The sequence below is a fragment of the Pseudarthrobacter sp. AB1 genome, from assembly GCF_014926485.1.
Taxonomy (GTDB): Bacteria; Actinomycetota; Actinomycetes; order Actinomycetales; family Micrococcaceae; genus Arthrobacter.
Genome location: NZ_PZKO01000013.1, coordinates 62,369 through 80,919, shown reverse-complemented (window position 1 = coordinate 80,919; position 18,551 = coordinate 62,369). Strand labels below are relative to the sequence as shown.

General features: G+C 66.2%; 19 protein-coding genes and 1 pseudogene. 11 read left to right on the top strand and 9 right to left on the bottom strand.

Annotation, left to right across the window (positions count from 1 at the left end):
• The first annotated feature begins 238 nt into the window (after window positions 1–238).
• Window positions 239–586: a GNAT family N-acetyltransferase gene (locus DAD99_RS04150; RefSeq protein WP_193340469.1), complete on the top strand. Its 348-nt coding sequence runs from the start codon at window positions 239–241 to the stop codon at window positions 584–586.
• 264 nt (window positions 587–850) lie between these two features.
• Complete coding sequence (fdhA, locus tag DAD99_RS04145; protein WP_185262711.1) at window positions 851–2,062, top strand: formaldehyde dehydrogenase, glutathione-independent; 1,212 nt, start codon at window positions 851–853, stop codon at window positions 2,060–2,062.
• Window positions 2,063–2,188: 126 nt separating this feature from the next.
• On the opposite strand, the gene DAD99_RS04140 is transcribed toward fdhA, so the two are convergent.
• Entirely contained in the window at window positions 2,189–3,373 is a 1,185-nt protein-coding gene (locus DAD99_RS04140) for a metallophosphoesterase family protein (protein WP_193340468.1), read from the bottom strand.
• 154 nt (window positions 3,374–3,527) lie between these two features.
• Between DAD99_RS04140 and DAD99_RS04135 the strand changes: the two genes are divergently transcribed.
• A complete protein-coding gene (locus tag DAD99_RS04135) occupies window positions 3,528–3,995 on the top strand; it encodes an SRPBCC family protein (protein ID WP_193340467.1) in 468 nt (155 codons plus the stop codon).
• Window positions 3,996–4,274: 279 nt separating this feature from the next.
• Window positions 4,275–4,598 (top strand): hypothetical protein, encoded by a 324-nt coding sequence (locus tag DAD99_RS04130; RefSeq protein ID WP_193340466.1) that lies wholly within the window; start codon window positions 4,275–4,277, stop codon window positions 4,596–4,598.
• A 20-nt stretch (window positions 4,599–4,618) separates the two neighbouring features.
• Here DAD99_RS04130 and DAD99_RS04125 read toward each other — a convergent pair whose 3' ends face one another.
• Window positions 4,619–4,936 (bottom strand): hypothetical protein, encoded by a 318-nt coding sequence (locus DAD99_RS04125; RefSeq protein ID WP_185262715.1) that lies wholly within the window; start codon window positions 4,934–4,936, stop codon window positions 4,619–4,621.
• A 114-nt stretch (window positions 4,937–5,050) separates the two neighbouring features.
• Complete coding sequence (locus tag DAD99_RS04120; protein ID WP_193340465.1) at window positions 5,051–6,208, bottom strand: glutamate--cysteine ligase; 1,158 nt, start codon at window positions 6,206–6,208, stop codon at window positions 5,051–5,053.
• A gap of 338 nt (window positions 6,209–6,546) precedes the next feature.
• On the opposite strand from DAD99_RS04120, the gene DAD99_RS04115 reads away from it, so the two are divergent.
• Window positions 6,547–6,942, top strand: a complete 396-nt coding sequence (locus DAD99_RS04115) for a VOC family protein (protein ID WP_193340464.1) — start codon at window positions 6,547–6,549, stop codon at window positions 6,940–6,942.
• 105 nt (window positions 6,943–7,047) lie between these two features.
• Window positions 7,048–7,383: pseudogene (locus DAD99_RS04110) on the top strand (iron chaperone); the annotation flags it as partial.
• Window positions 7,384–7,556: 173 nt separating this feature from the next.
• Here the strand turns inward: DAD99_RS04110 and DAD99_RS04105 are convergent.
• Entirely contained in the window at window positions 7,557–7,736 is a 180-nt protein-coding gene (locus DAD99_RS04105; RefSeq protein WP_193340462.1) for a hypothetical protein, read from the bottom strand.
• Between the two features lie 168 nt (window positions 7,737–7,904).
• Between DAD99_RS04105 and DAD99_RS04100 the strand changes: the two genes are divergently transcribed.
• From DAD99_RS04100 to DAD99_RS04080, 5 genes are all read left to right on the top strand, one after another.
• On the top strand, window positions 7,905–8,408 hold the full coding sequence (locus tag DAD99_RS04100) for a DinB family protein (RefSeq protein WP_193340461.1): 504 nt from the start codon (window positions 7,905–7,907) through the stop codon (window positions 8,406–8,408).
• Between the two features lie 11 nt (window positions 8,409–8,419).
• Window positions 8,420–9,283 carry an alpha/beta fold hydrolase gene (locus DAD99_RS04095; protein WP_193340460.1) on the top strand — a complete coding sequence of 288 codons (864 nt, stop codon included), beginning with the start codon at window positions 8,420–8,422 and terminating at the stop codon, window positions 9,281–9,283.
• A 20-nt stretch (window positions 9,284–9,303) separates the two neighbouring features.
• Entirely contained in the window at window positions 9,304–9,810 is a 507-nt protein-coding gene (locus DAD99_RS04090) for a GNAT family N-acetyltransferase (protein WP_193340459.1), read from the top strand.
• 2 nt (window positions 9,811–9,812) lie between these two features.
• Window positions 9,813–10,532: a hypothetical protein gene (locus DAD99_RS04085; protein ID WP_193340458.1), complete on the top strand. Its 720-nt coding sequence runs from the start codon at window positions 9,813–9,815 to the stop codon at window positions 10,530–10,532.
• A gap of 64 nt (window positions 10,533–10,596) precedes the next feature.
• Complete coding sequence (locus DAD99_RS04080; protein WP_193340457.1) at window positions 10,597–10,932, top strand: cupin domain-containing protein; 336 nt, start codon at window positions 10,597–10,599, stop codon at window positions 10,930–10,932.
• A gap of 113 nt (window positions 10,933–11,045) precedes the next feature.
• Here DAD99_RS04080 and DAD99_RS04075 read toward each other — a convergent pair whose 3' ends face one another.
• The 5 genes from DAD99_RS04075 to DAD99_RS04055 form a co-directional block, all read right to left on the bottom strand.
• Window positions 11,046–11,264 carry a hypothetical protein gene (locus tag DAD99_RS04075; protein WP_193340456.1) on the bottom strand — a complete coding sequence of 73 codons (219 nt, stop codon included), beginning with the start codon at window positions 11,262–11,264 and terminating at the stop codon, window positions 11,046–11,048.
• An 84-nt stretch (window positions 11,265–11,348) separates the two neighbouring features.
• Entirely contained in the window at window positions 11,349–13,214 is a 1,866-nt protein-coding gene (gene atzF / locus DAD99_RS04070) for an allophanate hydrolase (protein ID WP_193340455.1), read from the bottom strand.
• Window positions 13,211–16,957, bottom strand: a complete 3,747-nt coding sequence (gene uca / locus DAD99_RS04065; RefSeq protein WP_193340454.1) for an urea carboxylase — start codon at window positions 16,955–16,957, stop codon at window positions 13,211–13,213. Before uca ends, atzF begins: the two co-directional genes overlap by 4 nt.
• Window positions 16,954–17,643: an urea amidolyase associated protein UAAP2 gene (locus DAD99_RS04060; RefSeq protein ID WP_193340453.1), complete on the bottom strand. Its 690-nt coding sequence runs from the start codon at window positions 17,641–17,643 to the stop codon at window positions 16,954–16,956. Before DAD99_RS04060 ends, uca begins: the two co-directional genes overlap by 4 nt.
• The gene (locus tag DAD99_RS04055; RefSeq protein WP_193340452.1) at window positions 17,640–18,515 is read right to left on the bottom strand and encodes an urea amidolyase associated protein UAAP1; all 876 of its coding nucleotides are present in this window, start codon (window positions 18,513–18,515) and stop codon (window positions 17,640–17,642) included. The genes DAD99_RS04060 and DAD99_RS04055 overlap by 4 nt, the downstream gene beginning before the upstream one ends.
• Window positions 18,516–18,551: the final 36 nt, after the last annotated feature.

Here is an 18,551-nt window from a genome sequence, read left to right as displayed (position 1 = left end):
TCCGGTTCGCTGCTAGTGGGCGGCAGGGGAGTCCTTGCCCATTGCCCACGACACTACAAGGCCTGGGCCGCTGCGTCACCGACATGCCGCAGCGTCGCGGTTGGTTTCGATGACCGGCGGTCGCTCGAGATGGCCGAAGTATCGGTGGCTGCGCTCGATCTGGCTTTCTGGAGGGCGACGAACTAACGGCGGGGGTGCCGGGGTTAAGCTGAAGCGAAAGCCGAACCGAGGAGATCCCATGCAGGATGTCACCATCCGCCACAACCCGGAGCGGCAGCGCTTCGAAGTGCTGACCGGCGGGAACGTTATTGGTAAAGCCGTGTACAAGGAGTACGACGCCGGCGGCTCACCGCAGCGGATTTTCTACCACACGGTGATCAACGAGGAATACGGCGGTCAGGGGCTCGCGGGCAAGCTCGTCAAGGCGGCGCTCGGTGAAACGGTTGACGAGGGCCGAGCCATCGTCCCGGTCTGCCCGTTCATCAAGAAGTACCTCCGCAAGCATCCGGAGTATGCGGCTGCCGCGGTGGCTACTACGCTGGCGCACCTGGAATTCCTGGACGCCGCTTCGGCTGCCCGGGCCTGATCCGGGCGCGGCGGTGGCGCAACCCCCGCCCGGCACTGAACCGGCCCTCGCGTGACCCCGGTCTGGCCGGCGCAGAAAACATTAGGGCTCGTGACCCTAGACCCGGCGGAGCAGCCGTGCCTAGACTGACCGGACCCCCGACGTCAGGAAAACATCCAACTGCTCAAGCCACGGGCAGGCCCTGCACGTAGGGGATCCATTGCAACACTTCACAGCTCACGGCTGCCTCACGAAGGCACGCCGTGCCGACGCGAGGAGAGCATGATGACAGGGAACAAAGCCGTTGCCTACAAGGAACCCGGCAAGGTCGAGCTGATCGACATCGACTATCCAACCTTCGAACTGAAAGACGGACCGGGCGTGAACCCCGCGAACGTGGGGCGGGCGGTCAACCACGGGGTAATCCTGAAGACCGTGGCCACCAACATCTGCGGATCGGACCAGCACATGGTCCGTGGGCGTACCACTGCCCCGGCCAACCTGGTGCTCGGGCACGAGATTACCGGCGAGGTAGTGGAGGTGGGCCGCGACGTCGAGTTCATTAAAGTCGGAGACCTCTGTTCGGTTCCATTTAATATCGCCTGCGGCCGGTGCCGGAACTGCAAGGAACGCAAGACAGGCATCTGCCTGAACGTGAACCCGGACCGCCCGGGCAGCGCCTACGGGTACGTGGACATGGGTGGCTGGGTGGGTGGCCAGGCGAATTACGTGCTGGTGCCGTACGCCGACTGGAACCTGCTGAAGTTCCCGGACAAGGACCGGGCCATGGAGAAAATCCTTGACCTGGCCATGCTGTCGGACATTTTCCCCACCGGCTTCCACGGGGCCGTTTCCGCCGGGGTAGGCGTCGGTTCCACGGTGTATGTGGCCGGCGCGGGTCCTGTTGGCCTCGCAGCGGCTACCAGCGCGCATCTGCTCGGTGCCGCCGTCGTGATTGTGGGGGACCTGAACGAGGACCGGTTGGCGAGGGCACGCAGCTTTGGCTGTGAAACGGTGGATCTGACCAAGGGAGACCCGGCGGAGCAGATCGAACAGATCCTGGGTGTGCCGGAGGTGGACTGTGGCGTGGACGCCGTGGGCTTTGAGGCGCGCGGTCACGGCCACGACGCCAAGGAGGCGCCCGCCACGGTGCTGAATTCGCTGATGGACATCACCGCCGCCGGTGGTGCCCTGGGCATCCCGGGCCTGTACGTCACCGGCGATCCGGGCGGAATTGACGAGGCTGCCAAGACTGGTTCGCTCAGCCTCAGCCTGGGTACCGGATGGGCGAAGTCGCTCAGCTTCACTACCGGCCAGTGCCCGGTGATGAAGTACAACCGCCAGTTGATGATGGCCATCCTGAACGACAAGGTGAACATCGCCAAGAACGTCAACGCCAAGGCGATCACCCTTGAAGAGGCGCCCAAGGGCTACGCCGAGTTCGACGCCGGCGCGGCCACGAAGTACGTCCTCAACCCGAACGGATACCTCAGCTGAGCCCCTGCCGGGTTTGACGCGGCGGCGGTGCGGCTGCGCCGGGTGACCTGGCGGCGGGCAATCCACTGCAACGGCGGTGCCTCCACCTCAAATGGAGGCACCGCCGCTACCATGTGCAGGTCAGCGCTAGAGTTGCCGCGGATCCAGCGGCTGCGGAACGATCGGCTGGTCGTTGGCCGTCAGGTCTAGACCCAGGTCCTTTGCGAAGACCAGCCGGGTCTCCTTGTAGATTCCCTGGTGGTTCTCATCCAGCTCGAAGACCCGTGCCCCGCGCAAGCGGTTCCGTTCGGCGCCAGCGAGCCCGTAGGCGCCGAATCCGGTGCCGGGCGAGTAACCGAGCTGCACACCGTAGTAGTTGCCCACGTACGTGTTGACGTGGTCGTGGCCCACAAAATAGCCCAGGACGTCCCCCCGCTCCAGGAAGGCATTGAACAGGCCGGAGTTGATGGGACCGGGGCACTCGTCCTCGTTCCGTTCACCGATGATGTTGTGCTTCGTGAGGGCCCGGGCGTGATCCGCGTCTGTCCGCGAGTCGAGGCTGGCGAACCACATGTTGCGATGCTCGTGGAGCGCAATGTGTCCCCACATCAGGGAGGGAACCGTCTTACCGTACTTTTGCTGGGTAGCGATCGACAGATTGCGGTACCAGGTGACCTGGTCCATGCGTACCCAGTCCCAGTCCGGGTATCCTTCGAAGTCCTGTCCGCTGATGGCGTCCGGGGCATAGCGGCCGGTGTCCATGAGCCACAGACCGAAGGCCGGCGCCTTGGACTTGGCGGACTGAACGAGCAGCAGCGAGTTTGACGTCCCGGTCAGGCCCGGCGTGGAGTCGCCGTTCATATTGAAGTCGTAGGTTTGGAGGAACTGCAGCATCCTGGCCTCGGTCATGCCGGTCCGTGCCACGGAATCCTCGTCGTGGTTGCCGAACGTGACGGCCCACGGGATCTGCCGGCGCTCCATGGGCTGGACCACGTGGTTGAGTGCCTGCTTGACCTCCAGCTCGGAGTCGCAGCCGCCGTTGATCACATCGCCGTTGATCACGACGAAGTCCGGCTTCTCCGCGTCCAGGGTCTTGTCCATGAGCTCGATCGTGCGGCGGTCCGTCTGCTCGTCGTCCTGGGTGTCGTTGAACTGGACCACCTTGAAACCGCCGTCTGGCCGGAATGCGAGGGTGGGCTTGGGTGCCTGCGCACCCGGCGCTGCGCTGCTTCCGGCCGCTGCCGCCACTGCAAGTCCCAGTGCGCCAAGAGTCCCGGCGGCCGTCAGCGCGGCCCTCCGGCTGAGGTTGTGCTGGTGGAGTCCGGTGGTCATCGTTGCCTCTTTCACTGGTGCGGCCGCACTTCCGGCCGTGGATCCTGCGACTGTAGGCCGGCCAGGTAGCGGGCGCCGGAACAGGTGGTGAACACAAGAACTGTTGCCCTCCGGGGCTGGCGGATTCACCCGCCCTTCCGCCTATGATTGCGGCATGTCAACTTACGAAGTCACTCGCAGTGCCCTTATTCCTGCGCCTGCGGACAACGTGTTTCCGCTGGTCAACAGCTTTCTCGAGTGGACCAAATGGTCGCCGTGGGAGAACGTGGATCCGGAATTGAACCGTTCGTATTCGGGCAGTGACGCCGGTGTGGGGGCCAAGTATGCCTGGAGCGGCAACCGCAAAGCAGGCAGCGGCAATATGGAGATTGTCGAGTCTGAGTTCCCCCGGAGTATCAAGGTCCGCCTTGAGTTCACAAAGCCGTTCAAGGCTGTGAATCCCACTACGTTTACGTTCACACCGGCAGACGGCGGCACCCAGGTCACGTGGCGGATGACCGGCGAGAACATGGGCCTCGCGAAGGTTTTTGCCCTGTTTATGAACATGGACAAGATGGTCGGCGGCGATTTCGAGCGTGGGCTGGCTGCACTCTCGGCCGCAGCGACGGCCAACAAGGCCTGACCCGGGCCTGACCCGAGCTCGACCTGGCGGGGCTGGCCCCGGTGCCCTGCAGCCCGTGCCCTGCAGCCCGTGCCCTGCAGCCGGTGCGCTGGCGCCGGCGGTGGCCGCGGAGCGGCGACGGCGTCCCGGTCCGTGAGGATGAACGACTCGTCCGGTGTGGCCGGGGCACCCCGACGTATTGCAAGGGCACGGCCCCGCGGCAATGCGGCTCCCGGAGGAGGGCCCGACGTCGGCCGCTCACCCATGGTGATCGCCCCGGCCCACGCCTATGGTGAGGGTATGTCTGACTCCTTTTCGTCCTTTGTGGACACCTTCAAAAACATCGGCGTCACCAAGGCGTATGGCCCAGCTGTCCAGGTGGGCGGGGAGGAAATCGTCCCGGTTGCCCTGGTGTCGTTCGGGTTCGGGGGAGGCGGCGAAGCTGGCGACGGTGCCTCCGGCGGGGGTGGCGGCGGGATGGTGCTGCCGTTGGGGGTGTACCGGAGCGTGGGCGGCCGGGCGTCGTTCCGTCCCAACACTGTGGTCACCCTGCTGTGCTTGGTCCCGGTAATCCAGGCGGCCGGTGCAGCCGCGGGCCGGGCCATCCGCGCCGCGCGGTCATAGCGGCACCCGCCGCTAAGTCACTAGCCGGACGCGCGCCGGTTGCGAGCCTGGCGCGCCAGCCGGATGAACCCGTACACAAAGACGGCCTCGATCAGCGCCATCAGCCCGAGCAGCAGCCACTGGCCCTGGGCGATGAAGACCACGGCGCCGGTGAGGACCAGAGTTGTGCCGAGCGCCAGCGCGTACACGGCGAAGCCGAGGGCCACTTTGGCGCTGCGCACACCCGTCCGAAAGCCAAAACCCACGGGTTCGCCGCCGGGATGACCGGCCACGCGGTCCGGGACTGCGGGCTTGAGCCGGTCGAATTCCGCCCAGGGGTCCGGGTCCTGATTGCTCATGCTTCCATTATCCCGCGGTTCCCGGACCACCCGCGCCCGGTTCCCGGACCACCTGCGCCCGGTTCCCGGACCACCTGCGCCCGGTTCCCGGGTTTGCTCTATCAGGTTTGGTGGCTAACCCACCGTGTTGGGGACCAAAAGTGATAGGTCATCCGGGGTGCTCGGCTCGTAGAAGGCCGGCTCCTGGTGGGTAACTACGACGGCGTCGCTCACCACGTCAGCCAGCCTGCCGTGGCGGGCGTAGGCCTGCCGCTGCAGTTTGGCGCCGGTTCCGTTGCTGAAGATCCGGTGCAGGGATGCCTCGACGTAGGCTTCGTCGCCCGCCTCCACCAGGGCGTCGCGGACATGGTTATGGAGCGCGGCGATGACCTTGCGTGCGGACTCCGGCTTGTGGGTCAGCGGGTTCAGCAGGTCTCCCTGGATTCCCCACCGGCTCGCCAGCCAGGAACCCTGGCGCAGGATGATGGCCGAAACCGTGTCCGGCCCCTGGCCGGATTTCCATTCCCGGGCCGCGGTCTCCACCAGACCCCGGACCAGGGCGGCGATCAGGACGGTGTCGCGAGGGTCGAGGCTGACATCGGATACCCGGATCTCTACGGTGGGGTGGCGGGCGGAGAGGCGGGCGTCAAAATCAGGGTTGTTGATTACTCCCGTGCCGGCCAGGTCCGCCACGCGCTGGTGGTAGGCCTGGGCCGAGCCGAAGATTTCAGTCGGGCCGGCTGAGGACCACCGGTTCCAGGCCTGGGTGCGGTAGCTGGCATAGCCGCTGTCAGCGCCGTCCCAGAACGGGGAGTTGGCGGTCAACGCCATCAGTGGCGGCAGCCAGGACCTGATGCGGTCCAGGATCGCGACGCCTTCCTCGTCAGAGTCAACGGAGACATGGATGTGGCAGCCGCAGGTCAGCTGTTTACGGGCAGTTACAGCAAACTTTTCCAGCAGCGCGTCATAGCGGGTGTTGCTGGTGGAATGGGGTGTCACCGCCAGCGGGGACGTGGCGAGGGCGGCAATCCGGGCGCCGGCTTTCCGGGCAAGCGAGTCCGCGAGGGCTCGGCCGGACAGGATCTCGGCGGAGAGCCCGCTCAGGGTGCTGTGCGGGTGGGTGATCACTTCGATCTGTTCCTGGTGAAGCTCGACGGCGAGCATCGGGTGCGTGGAAAGGTCCCCAGGTTCGCCCGGGTCCTGGAGACGCAGCAGGTCTGCGGCCAGGGGCAGGGGACTGCCGTTGGAGGGATCAACGATCAAAAATTCTTCTTCTACACCAAAAGTACGCACTAACTAAGTGTGCGGCACTAAAAGCAGCCCCAGATCCACACTTGCTCGCGGCATCCGTGGGGGCATCCGTGAGGGCACAGCGGGGCATCCGGGAGGGCCGCCTGAAGCAGTTGAAATCCCCTATATCCGCGGGTGCCCTTTCAGTTCCATAATGGCCACATAAGCTTCGGGGACCCTCGTGCCGATGATGGCTGGCGCGGCTCAGGAGAGTCCCAGGTGGCCGCTCCGGCACTTGGCGCAACGGGCGGCCACGCGGCACCGGACAACGATGTTCCGGAGCCGCCCCCGGGGGGAGAGCATCGCCACCAACGCGAAAGCACGGCACAAAGGAAATCATCATGCTCAAGGATTCAACCATCATGGCTGTCCTCGCTGCCAAGGACATCAACAGGGCGAAGGATTTCTATCGGGACAAGCTGGGCCTGGAACCGTCCGATTCCATGGAGGACGGCAGCGTGTATTACAGCGCCGGCAACGGAACCGGTTTCCTGATCTACCAGACAGAGAATGCCGGGACGGCCAAGAACACCCAGATGGGCTGGGAAACGGACAACCTCGAAGGCGAGATGGAGGAGCTGCGGGGCCGCGGCGTCGTCTTTGAAGACTACGATTTCCCCGGCCTGAAGACGGAGAACGGCGTTGCCGACAATGACTGGGGGAAGTCCGCCTGGTTCCTCGACAGCGAAGGGAACATTCTCAACATCTCCCAGCGCACGTCGCCAGCGGCAGGCTGATTGGCGCAGGGCTGATTGGCGCGCAAGGGCCGCACCTGCCGCGAAGGTACGTGCCGCCCCTGGCACGCCACGCTCAGGAATCGACGCGCCACGCTCAGGAATAAAATGGGCACCGTTGACGATTCCTTGGCCGATTTGCCTGAGCCGGATCGCGGCTGCTTGCAACATGTGATCGACATTGCAAGGGCCGTTGCGCCGGAGGCTGTGGAGGGGATCAGCTACGGGATGCCGGCCCTGAAATTCGAGGGAAAGCCACTCGTGGGCGTCGTCCGGGCAGCCAAGCACCTCTCCGCCTTCCCGTTTTCCCCGGCGGTGTTTGACGCCGTCGCGCGCCGGCTGGAAGGGTACTTCCTGTCCAAGGGGACCATCCGGTTCACGCCGGAGCACCCCCTCCCCGACGACGTGCTGGAGGATATCGTCCGGCTGCGCCGTGCAGAGATCCCGCTGCCCAGTATGGCGATGTCCGGCCCCGGCTCCTTTTTGAGGGTGGCCACGGCCTTTGCTGCATCGCCCTGGAGCAGTGTTGAGTTCTTCCAGGGCAGTGGTTCGGTCAGCGTCCTAGAGGCGACGTATTTCCGGATGTTGTCCAGGACCTCGGTGAAGGGGTTGTCCTTTTAGTGCGGCCAGAAGCCGGCGAAGTCCTGGTAGGTGCGACGCCCCAGCAAGAGGGCACCTGTTTGCGCCATCCCCTCACCCATCACACGTCCCATGACGGGGTCGTTGCAGGGCAACGCCCAGCCGCCACGCTGGAATCCTCCGCGGGTGTCCTCGTCGGGACGGCCCGGCGCCTGCATAACACCGTCCAGCGACAGGTTAAGGGTGACGCTTACTTTTTCTCATGGTGGTTTCCTTGAGTACGCCAGCGCGGATGGCTAAGGGTTCTATTTATCCCGTGCTATCCGGTGGTGGGGCGAGCGTGTAAGCATGGGGCTCAGTGAAAATGGCACGTCGAGGAGGACCTGATGAAATCCAACGAACTGCTGCTGGACACCTTCGGCCGGATCAGGGAGACGGTGGAGGCCACTCTTGAAGGGCTCGACGACGGTTCGCTGGCCAAGCGGCCGGCGGGAACCGGCAACTCGATTGCGTGGTTGGTCTGGCATCTCGCCCGCGTGGAGGACGCCCAGGTGGCCTCCGCCGCTGGCCTGGACCAGGTTTGGACGGCACAGGATTTTGCGGGTCGTTTTGGGCTGCCGCTGACAGACCGTGACACCGGGTACGGTCACTCGACCCACCAGGTCGACGCGGTGCGGGCCCGGCCGGAACTTCTCCTTGAGTATTACGACGCCGTCCACCGGCAGACCAGGGATTTCCTGGAGACTCTCACCGATGAGGACTTGGACCGTATCGTTGACAAACGTTGGAATCCGCCCGTTACCCTCGGCGTGCGGCTTGTCAGCACCATTGCCGATTGCCTCCAGCACGTGGGGCAGGCCGCGTACGCCAAAGGGTTGAACGCCGAGTAGGGGAGAACCGCATGGACACAGACACAGTTGAGGCAGTTCTCCATGACGGCTCAACCATCCAAGTCACCCTCCAGGGAGACGGACCCGCCGTTCTCCTGCCGGTCAGCCTGGCCCTGCACACGACGGCGGAGGCGGAGACCCTGCGCCAATGGGGCGGGGATCCGGACCTTGGCCCGAACCTCATCAACGGGCTGTCACCAACCAACCGGGTGATCGCAACAGACTACGAAGCACACCGTATGGTCCGCCCGGCGCCGCAGTCGCTCACCCCGGGGAACATCGCGAAGGATCTGCTGGCAATTGCCGATGCCGCCGGCGTCGACCGTTTTGCCTACTACGGCTACTCCTGGCTGGCGCTGAGCGGCCTGCAGCTCGCACTCCGCACCGACCGTCTGCGGGCCCTCGCCATGGGCGGGTTCCCGCCGCTCGAGGGTCCGTACCGGAGCATGCTGGCGGTCACCCGGGCGGCGCATGCGACGTCCGTGCAGACGGCCGACGAACCCGCCGGCCCGGTTGCCGCACCGGAGCCGGGTGACTGGGATTCAGTGTCAGTCCAGACCACCGAGGCGCAGACGCTGCAGTTCGTCACCCTGTACGAAGCGCTGCAGGACTTTGACGATTCCGCCGCAGGGCTCCCGGTGGACCTGGCCAAACTCGCGTTCGCCGGCGCCGAGGACCAGATCGACTACAAACCGGTCTGGGGCGGCGTACAGGTGGCCATCGGGGAGCCGCTGGCGAGGCATCAGGCAACCTTGACCAGGGCTGGGTGGGACGTCCGTGTCCTGCCGGGCCTGGATCATATGGGCGCGATGCAGAGCGCCGTAGCTCTGCCCATCCTGACCGACTGGCTGCAGAAAACGGGCTGGGTCAAGTAGCAAGTGGCTACGCTGGCGCCATGGACTTTCTTATCCGGCAGGCCACTCCCGACGACGCTGAAGCGGTGGTGCACATGCACACCCGGGCCCACGAGGAGACTTACGGGGACCGGCTGTCAGCCGAGTTCTTCCGCGCCCGGCGGGCCGGCATTCCCGAACGTGTCGAACGTCGTCGACCATATCTGGCCAGCAGTGACCCGCGGATCATCGCCGTGGACGCCAACAACGAGATGGTGGGTCTCGCCGATTCGGGTCCCGGACGGAATGAGGACGGCCCGGAGGCGCTGGAACTGTATTCGCTGTACACGCTCCGGCGGACGCACGGCAGCGGGCTGGGGGCTGCGTTGCTGAGTGCGGCCATCGGCGAGAGCCCGGCTTATCTCTGGGTGCTGGAGAACAATCCCCGGGCGCTCGCCTTCTACCTCAAACACGGCTTTCGGTTTGACGGAGGGCGCGGGCAGCTGCCACCCGAGTGGGAGGAGTTGCCCGAGATCCGCATGGTCCGTTCGGGGCCGCGCGGGTGGTGATCATGCGGATAGGGTCGTTGCCGGATAAGGGGTCACTACCGCGCTGGGCCAGGATCGCCGTCGCCGTCTATCTGTCTTTGACGGTTGCCATAATTGGCGTTGCCCTTGTCACCGGCTCCCTCGACCTGGCTCTGGATGAGACGGTCCGGGAGTGGCTGATGCGGTCCTTGGTGGTCCTGGCGCTTCCCGTTTCGACAGCGTATTTCGCCGTGGGCTTTCTCTTTGATTCCTCGGGTCCGCCGGCGTCGGGCGGGTTGCGGCCGACGGCGGTCCTCTACTATCTGGGGCACCTCGCCCTTGCGGTGGTCAACGCAGCGATCTTCCGGTGGATGGTCCTGAGCATCCGGAGGCCCGTTCCGGCCGCCGCAACAGCAGTTGCGCCTTCCGCTGTGCCTCAGGTTCCGGTGGTGACATTTCACGGGGTCACCCGGAACGTCCGGAACCTCTGGTGGACGGTGCCCCTCGCCGTCCTACTGAGCCTTCCGCAGTGGTTCGTGGCGGGATCTGCCTGGTGCGGGATCAGCGGCTGCAGCGGCGGAGGTTTCGGGGTGTCCACCGGGGCCGAATGGTTGGCGGTCACGATGACCGTTGTGAACGGGTTCATTTTCGCGGTGGCCGTGTTCGCAGTCCGCTGGCTGTATCCCACAGGGAGGCGCGCCCTCATTGCCTTGGCGACCGGAGCGCTGTTCGGGCTTTTGGGTGCTGCGGTCACGCACGGCTGAGCACCGCCGAAACGAAGGATGAACGGCACTCGGCAAGGCCGGGAATCGTAGGTACGGTTGCGTCATGCAAAAGATATCGATTGAGGCTTTGGCCCGCCAGCAGATCGCTGCCGCCGTCGCGGCTCCCAGCGGGCGGGCAGCCGACACAGCGTTCGGCGGACATGAGAAGAAACTGCGCCAGACCGTCATGGCCTTCCGTGCCGGCACGCAGCTCAGCGAGCACCAGAACCCCGGCGAGGCCACGGTCTACGTGGTGAAGGGGTCGGTCTGGCTGAGGGCGGGCGGGGAGTCGTGGCAGGGCAAGGCCGGGGATCTCCTGATCGTGCCGGACGGGCTGCACAGCCTGGAAGCGGAAGAGGACTCGGCGGTGCTGTTCACAGTGGTCAAGACGGACCGCTAGAGAACTCTCGCGGGAGGCTGGAGCTGGCCTGCGAGGGAACGGCCCACCGTGGGGCCGGTGGAGTGCGCAGCGTCCTGTCGCTTAGGTCCGGGCAAATCTCCGCACCGCAGCAATCAGCCGGCGTTGGACGAACCGACGGCCGGAGACTGATTCACCTCGCCCTCTAATTGGGCATTTTCCGGCATCGCGTACGCGGCGTCACCGGGGAGCAGCCACCAATATTGGCGCTCCGCATCGCCTGCCGCGTTCGTTGGATCAGTCACCGGACGACTAAGGCAAGAACTGAAACAAATTTTCGGCCACCAGCTGGTTATCTTCTTCTGATCGTTCATTCCACTCCTGTCAGAGCCGGGGAATCTGAATATGGGTTTGTGATCTGTGGGCCAGCCTGGAGGGTTCCTGTAATCCGAGCATTGCTACCCGCGTATGGTGTTTGGCTGGCGACCCCGGGTGAACCCGGTCAGGAGCGAGTCCCGGAGGCTTTCGCGGGCGTCTTGCCCCGGGACCTCCAATCCGGTCGCATCGGCCGCCATTGCGGCGCTCCAGTCGCCGTGGCTTGTGATGTCCCGGCCAGTGGCGGCAGCCACAGCGTCGCAGGCGAAGCCGACAGCGCGAGTACCGTCTGCCAGACGGACGGAACCCAGGAGCATTGGCTCGGGCAGCGCGGCCAGGAACCGTCCCAGCGCCGCTTCCGGCAGCAGCCAGCGCTCTGCCATGAGCTCCGCCCCGTCCTCTGACCGGTATACCCCGGGTTTCGGTGGCTGGGTGTCCAGGGCAACCATGCGGTAGCAGGCGGCCGTGCGCACATTCCCGTCCCAGGCGGCACCTAAGGATTCGAGTTCGTGGGACAGGGGCTGCCCCCGTCGATGTGCCCCAACCACAACGAGCGGCTCAGCGGAGGCGCCCGCCCGCACCGGCCAAGGTTTCCGGGGGCCGGCCAGGGGTGCCTGGACGGCTCCGGCCGCGAACAGGGCCGGTGGGGCAGGCGTTGTTTCGATTCTGCGGGCGATGTCAGCGGCAACCGCATCCTCGAACGTTCGCCCCACAACGGTGAGTCCGAACTGGAAGCCGTCCAATTCCCCAGCCGGTATGGCGACAGCGCACAGGTCGAAGAGATTGCAGAAGTTGGTGTAAGTCCCCATCTTCGAGTTCACTCCGACAGGGTCGCGGGCGACGTCCGAGAGGCTCGGGTGGAAAGGTGCTGTGGGGACGATCAGTGCATCGAAGCCCCGCAAGTGCGCCATGGCCTGGTTCTTGAGGTCGTTGAGCCTGCCGGTATCCGAAACGTACCGGTGGGCAGGGACCTCGCCGGCCCGGAGGACAATTCCGGCCACGGTGGGATCCAACCCGTCAGAATTGCCGGAGTCCGCGGTAGCCGAGGCAACAAATGCTCCGATGGCGGCATAGCGCTCAGCCACCAGACCGCCGTCATACAGCAGGCGCGCTGCCTCAAGGAAGTCGTTGAACTCGATTGGCTCCGCATCCACTCCCGAAGCCTGAATCCTGGCAATCTGGCGGCCGAATTCATCAGCCCAATCTTGCGGAAGTTCCGGCAAGGCCGATGGATAGGCAACTCGTGGCCGGGCCGGTGCGGCAAGCTTGGCGTCCGACGGCCAGGTTCGTGCGTTCCCCGCCATGATTCCCATGGCCAGTTCGGCTGTCGCCAGGTCCCGGGCGAACACGGTGACGGCGTCCCACGAGCGGCACGCCGGAACTACTCCGGCGGTGGAAACCACGTTGAGTGTGGCCTTGATGCCCACAATCCCCTGAAGTCCGGCGGGTACCCGTCCCGAGCCTGCGGTGTCCGTGCCGATCGCAACATCGGCGAGCCCCAGGGCCACTGCAACGGCGGAGCCTGAACTGGAACCGCCGGAAATATGGTCGGGCCGGCGGGAATCGCGGACGGCTCCGTGTGGGCTTCGCGTCCCTACCAGCCCGGTGGCGAACTGGTCCAGGTTGGTGGCGCCGAGAACCACGGCCCCGGCCGCCCGCAGCCGGGCTACGGCCTCGGCGTCCTGCTCCGGCATGTAGGCGAACCCGGGACACGCCGCCGTGGTGCTGATCCCCGCCACGTCAACGTTGTTCTTCACGGCAAGGAGCATTCCGGCCAGGGGGAGGTCCGCGCCGGCGGCCACTGCAGTGTCGATACGGCCGGCCTCCGCCAGGAGCTGATCCGCCGGGCGCAGGGCAATCCAAATTTCCGGCCGATCGACGGCGTCAATGGCGGCCAGTGCTGCTCTCACACGCTCGGTGGCGCATCGGCTTGCGGGTACGGTGCTCATGCTGCAGCCTCTTCCAGTTCGTCGCTGTCCACATCGGAGTGCCCGGTTGCGTTCTGGTCCACCGGTGGAGCAATGACCACGAGAGCCTCGCCTTGCACTACCTGGGAACCTGCCACAGGCAGTACCTGCTGGACCACGCCGTCGCACGGGGCAACCAGCACCGTTTCCATTTTCATGGCCTCCAGCGAAACCAGCGGCTGGTCTTTGGAGACCCGGTCACCGGGGGCCACGTCCACCTTCCACACGCTCGCGGCGAAAGGCGAGGCAACCAGCGTTCCTCCCTCGGGAACCACCAGCTCTTCAGCGACCGGAACTATGGCGGCTGCTGCGTCGGCGCGGTCAAACTCACCGGCGTCGGCCCACGCTTGGCGTTCGACGGCGAACGCTGCCGCCTGCTTCGCGCGGAACGCGTCGATCGAGTCGCTGTTCCGGGCAAGGAAGTCCTCATGGTCCGCCAAGGAGAAGGTGCCCTCTTCGATCTCCACTCCGCGGCCCCGGCCCGCGGCCATGTCGGCCCGCAGGTCCAACAGTTCTTCGGGGCTGACCGGGTACCAGGAGATGCGGTCAAAGAACCGCAGCAGCCAGGGCGAACCGGCCTCGAACGGCGCGGAATCGGCGTAACGGGACCAGACCTGGGTGGTCCGGCCGACGAATTGGTAGCCCCCGGGACCTTCCATGCCGTAGATGCACATGTAGGCTCCACCGATTCCCACGGCGTTTTCCGGTGTCCAGGTCCGGGCGGGGTTGTACTTGGTGGTCACCAGACGGTGGCGGGGGTCCAGCGGTGTAGCTACCGGGGCGCCAAGATAGACATCGCCAAGGCCGAGGACCAGGTATTCGGCGTTGAAGACCGTGTCAAAGACCTCGTTCACAGAGTCCAGGCCGTTGATGCGCCTGATGAATTCGATGTTCCACGGGCACCAGGGGGCGTCGTCCCGGACACCGGCCATGTAGCGCTGGATGGCTTCGCGCGTGGCCGGGTCATCCCAGGACAGCGGAAGACGGACGGTGCGGCTGGGCACCACCAGCTCTGAACTTGCCGGCAGGGCAGCCTCGACTTCCTGCATCAGGCCCAACAGCTTCGGGGTCGGAAGCACCGAAGGGTCGGCCTTGATCTGCAGGGAACGGATGCCGGGGGTGAGGTCAACGATCCCAGGCAAGCGGAGCCCTGCAATGTGCTGGTGCAGGGCATGCACACGGGCTCTCAGGCTGAGATCAAGGACCATGTCACCATATTCGACCAGCAGGTTGTCGTCCCCCGAGCGGCGATACGTGACAGCAGGCCGGCCAGGGGCCTGGGGCACCCGTCCCAGCACGCCGTCGTCGCCATCTCCTCGACGGAGACCGGGGGCTGACACCGCCCCGGATGCCCAGCCGTGATCGCCGGGCAGCACCAACTGCCGGGCGGGACCCAGATCCTTGGCCGACGGCGCCCGGTTGGCTTCTACCGGCACGAAGCGGACGGAGTCGCCGGGGCGGAGCTGGCCCAGCTTCCAGCGGTCGGCCGTCACCACGGTCACAGGGCAGACGAAGCCGCCCAGGCTGGGACCGTCCGGTCCCAGCAGGATCGGAGTGTCACCGGTGAAGTCCAGGGCACCTACCGAATAGGCAGTGTCGTGAATATTTGACGGGTGCAGTCCCGCCTCGCCGCCGTCGGTGCGGGCCCACCGCGGTTTGGGGCCGATGAGGCGGACCCCGGTGCGGGCTGAGTTGAAGTGCACTTCGTAGCTGGCGGCGTAAAGATCCTCGATGTCCTCGCGCTGGAAGAACTCGGGTGCGCCGTGCGGGCCTTCCACCACCGTCAACTCCCACTCGGACGTCAATACCGGCCTGCTGTCCAGGGGAACCGGGCCGGCCGGGGCCTCTACCGGCCGGCCAGCCGGCAACGAACCTTCGACGGTCCCGGGTGTCCCGGCCCGCAGCACGTCACCGGACCTGAGTACGCGCCCGCCGTGTCCGCCGAACTGGCCCAGGGTGAAGGTGGACGCGCTGCCCAGGTATTGCGGAACATCGAGTCCGCCCTGGAACAGGATGTAGCCGCGGAGGCCGGACCCGTCAGCGGTGCCGACGTCGAGGGTGCCACCCGCGGGCACTGTCACCGGTTCCCAGGCGGGAACTTTTGCTCCGTCCACGGTGAGCATGGTGGGGGCGCCTGCGACGCACACCGTTGTGGCATGCGTGAACGTCAGGGTGGGCCCCGTCATGGTGAACTCGAGCCCGGGTGCGCCTTCGGCGTTGCCGAGTGCCCGGTTGCCGAGCCGGAAGGACAGATCATCCATCGGGCCGCTGGGCGGAACGCCTACCTGCCACAACCCTGCACGGCCCGGCCAGTCCTGCACCGAGGTCTGCAGCCCGGGCCGTCCCACGGTGATCCGCGGTTCCGGATCGCCCAGGTCGTTCAGGGTGCCGGTGGAGTGGGCCGCGTCGCGGACCACGTCCAGGGCCGTGACGGCCCTGAGCATCCCGAGGTTAGTCTCGATGCCGTCGATCCGGGTGGCCTTCAGCGCCGCGCCGAGCCGGTCGAAGGCCTGGTTCCGGTCCGTGCCGGTGGTGATGATTTTGGCCAGGAGAGGATCGTAGTTGGTGGACACCTCGCTGCCGGTTTCCACCCAGGCGTCCACGCGCACGCCATCTGTGACGGGGTAGACGGCGTTGGTCACCGTTCCGGAACTCGGCTGGAAGTTGCGTGCCGGGTCCTCGGCATAAAGGCGGGCTTCGACGGCGTACCCGGATACCGGGATGCTGTCCGGGCGCCCGGCCAGCAGACCGGCTGCCTCCTCGCCGCCCTGGGCCAGCCGAAGCATCCATGCCACCAGGTCCACGCCCGTGACAGCCTCTGTCACGGGGTGTTCAACCTGGAGCCGGGCGTTGACCTCAAGGAATGAGGCCTCCTTCCGGACGGGGTCGTAGACGAACTCCACGGTCCCGGCCGAGCGGTAGTCCAGCGACCCGCAGAGTGCCCGCGAACTGCGGTGCAGTTCATCCCGGAGGGCCTCGGGCAGATCGGGTGCGGGCGCTTCCTCCAGCACCTTTTGGTGGCGGCGCTGAAGTGAGCAGTCCCGGTCACCCAGGCTCACCACCCGGCCATCGCCGTCACCGAAGATCTGTACTTCCACATGCCGGGCATGTTCAACGTATCGTTCGGCGAAAACGCCGGCGGTGCTGAAGCTCGCGCCGGCCAGGCGGGCCACGCGTGGGAAGCTTTCGGCGAGCTCGTCCTCGGTGCGGCATACCGTCATCCCGATGCCGCCGCCACCGCCTGTGGCTTTGAGCATAAGCGGGAATCCGATCTCCCGTGAGGCCAGCACGGCAGCGTCCACGTCCGGAAGCAGGCCGGATCCGGCGATCATCGGCACGCCGGCGGCCCTGGCGGCGTCGCGCGCGGTGTGCTTGGTGCCGAAGATCCGGAGCTGGTCCGGTGTGGGCCCCACGAAAACCAGCCCGGCGGCCTCCACAGCTTCGGCGAAGCCGGCGTCCTCCGAGAGGAATCCGTAGCCGGGGTGGATGGCCCCGGCCCCTGTTGCCGCGGCCGCATCCAGCAGGGCCTCGACTTCAAGGTAGGAATCCTTGGCCGGCGCCGGGCCCAAAAGCACGGCCTCATCCGCCAGCCTGACGTGGCGGGCGCCCCGGTCCGCCTCGGAGAACACGGCCACGGTGCGCAAGCCGATCTTCCGGGCGGATTCGATGATGCGGCAGGCGATTTCGCCGCGGTTGGCGATCAGCAGGGTGTCGAAGCGGTTCACAGGGCAGCGTCCGGGCGGGTGACGATCATGCGGACCGGCGTGGGATTGAACCCGTTGCACGGATTGTTGATCTGAGGGCAGTTGGAAACCAGCACCAGGGTGTCCACTTCAGCCCGGAGGGCCACCCGTTTCCCCGGGGCGGAGAGACCGTCCACGATCCCGAGGGCTCCGTCCGGATCAACGGGAACGTTCATGAACCAGTTGATGTTGGAGACCAGGTCACGCTTACCGAGTCCCCAGCGCGAACCTTCGATCAGGAAGTTCTCCACGCAGGCATGCTGTTCACGGGTGTGCTGCCCGTAGCGCAGCGTGTTGGATTCCTGCGAGCAGGCCCCGCCGATGGTGTCGTGCAGGCCAACTTCATCCGCCACCACCGTCATCATCGGCAGGCCGGCGTCGGACCGGAGCACCGAGCCAGTGGTCAGCACGATGGAGCGCTGCGCGGCGAGGGTGACAGACGCGGAGTAGCGCACCTCCGTGTCGTCTGCCGCGTAGAGCAGGCAGTCCACCGCCTGGTTGCCTTCCAGGTCCACGATGGTCAGGACGTCCCCGGCGGCCACGACGGCGGACCAGGGTCCGCGTGCTTCGACGTATTCATCCAGGATGACTGCGCCGTCCGCGAGCGCCGTTTCCCTGGCAGTCGCGGCGGCGGTCGGGGGTGTCAGGGTTTCAGTGGCGGTGTTCATCGGGCGTTCCTTGCAGTGAGGTCGTGTTCGGTGTTATTCAGGGCCTGACGGTGTTCGGGGGTCAGCGGCCCGGTCAGGAGCCCTTCCGCAAGCAGTCCGAGGTCTTCCGGGGCGTGCCAGGCGAGGACGTCCACCGCCGTTCCGGTGAAGGCCGGCCGCGGATCCAGCGGGTGGGAGGTATTCGCCAGGAGCACCACGGCGTCCATGTGCAGCAGAATTTCGACGGCGGCACCGGAGCCGGCGGCCCCCGTGAACTGGATGCTGCCGTCCGGGTCAACCCGGATGCCCTTGAACAGGGAGAGCGACGGCGCCACATCCCGTGCGCCCAGCCCCTGCTTCAGCGCGGCGAGGGTCAGCAGTTCCCGCCCGGCAGGCGAGCTGCTGTGCACCGTCCCGGCGCCGTAGCGGGAAGTGTTCCCCGCCAGCGTGGTGGTACCGGTCAGGGCGTCGTGGCGGGCGGAGGTGTCGGCCACGATCGTGCCCATCAGCCGGCCGGAGTCGGACAGTAGCGGGTGTCCCGCGGTGGGGTAGGCCTGCCACGGAACCTTGACGGTGTCCGCCACATTGAGCCGTTCATGCAGTGCCCCGCCCCGGTAGAGCAGGACGTGGACGCAGGCATCGCCGTCGGTGTCGGTAAGCCGTATGCGGGTGCCCCGGGCCAACGGCAGCGCCGTATAGCGTCCGAAGGCCACGGACTCGGCCCAGCTCAGGCCTTCCTTGGCGGTCCCGGACAGGTTTCCTGTCAGCGATGCCGGGGCGGAGACGGCCGGGACGTGCCGCATGGTGTGGGCCGTGCGGCCGTGCTGCTCCCGGGCGTGCGCGCGGGCTCCAGCGGTGGTGGCCGTGGCTGGTGTTTCGGTGGTCTGCGTCATGTCAATCCTAGAGGGGGCGTGGGTCTGCACGGGCGT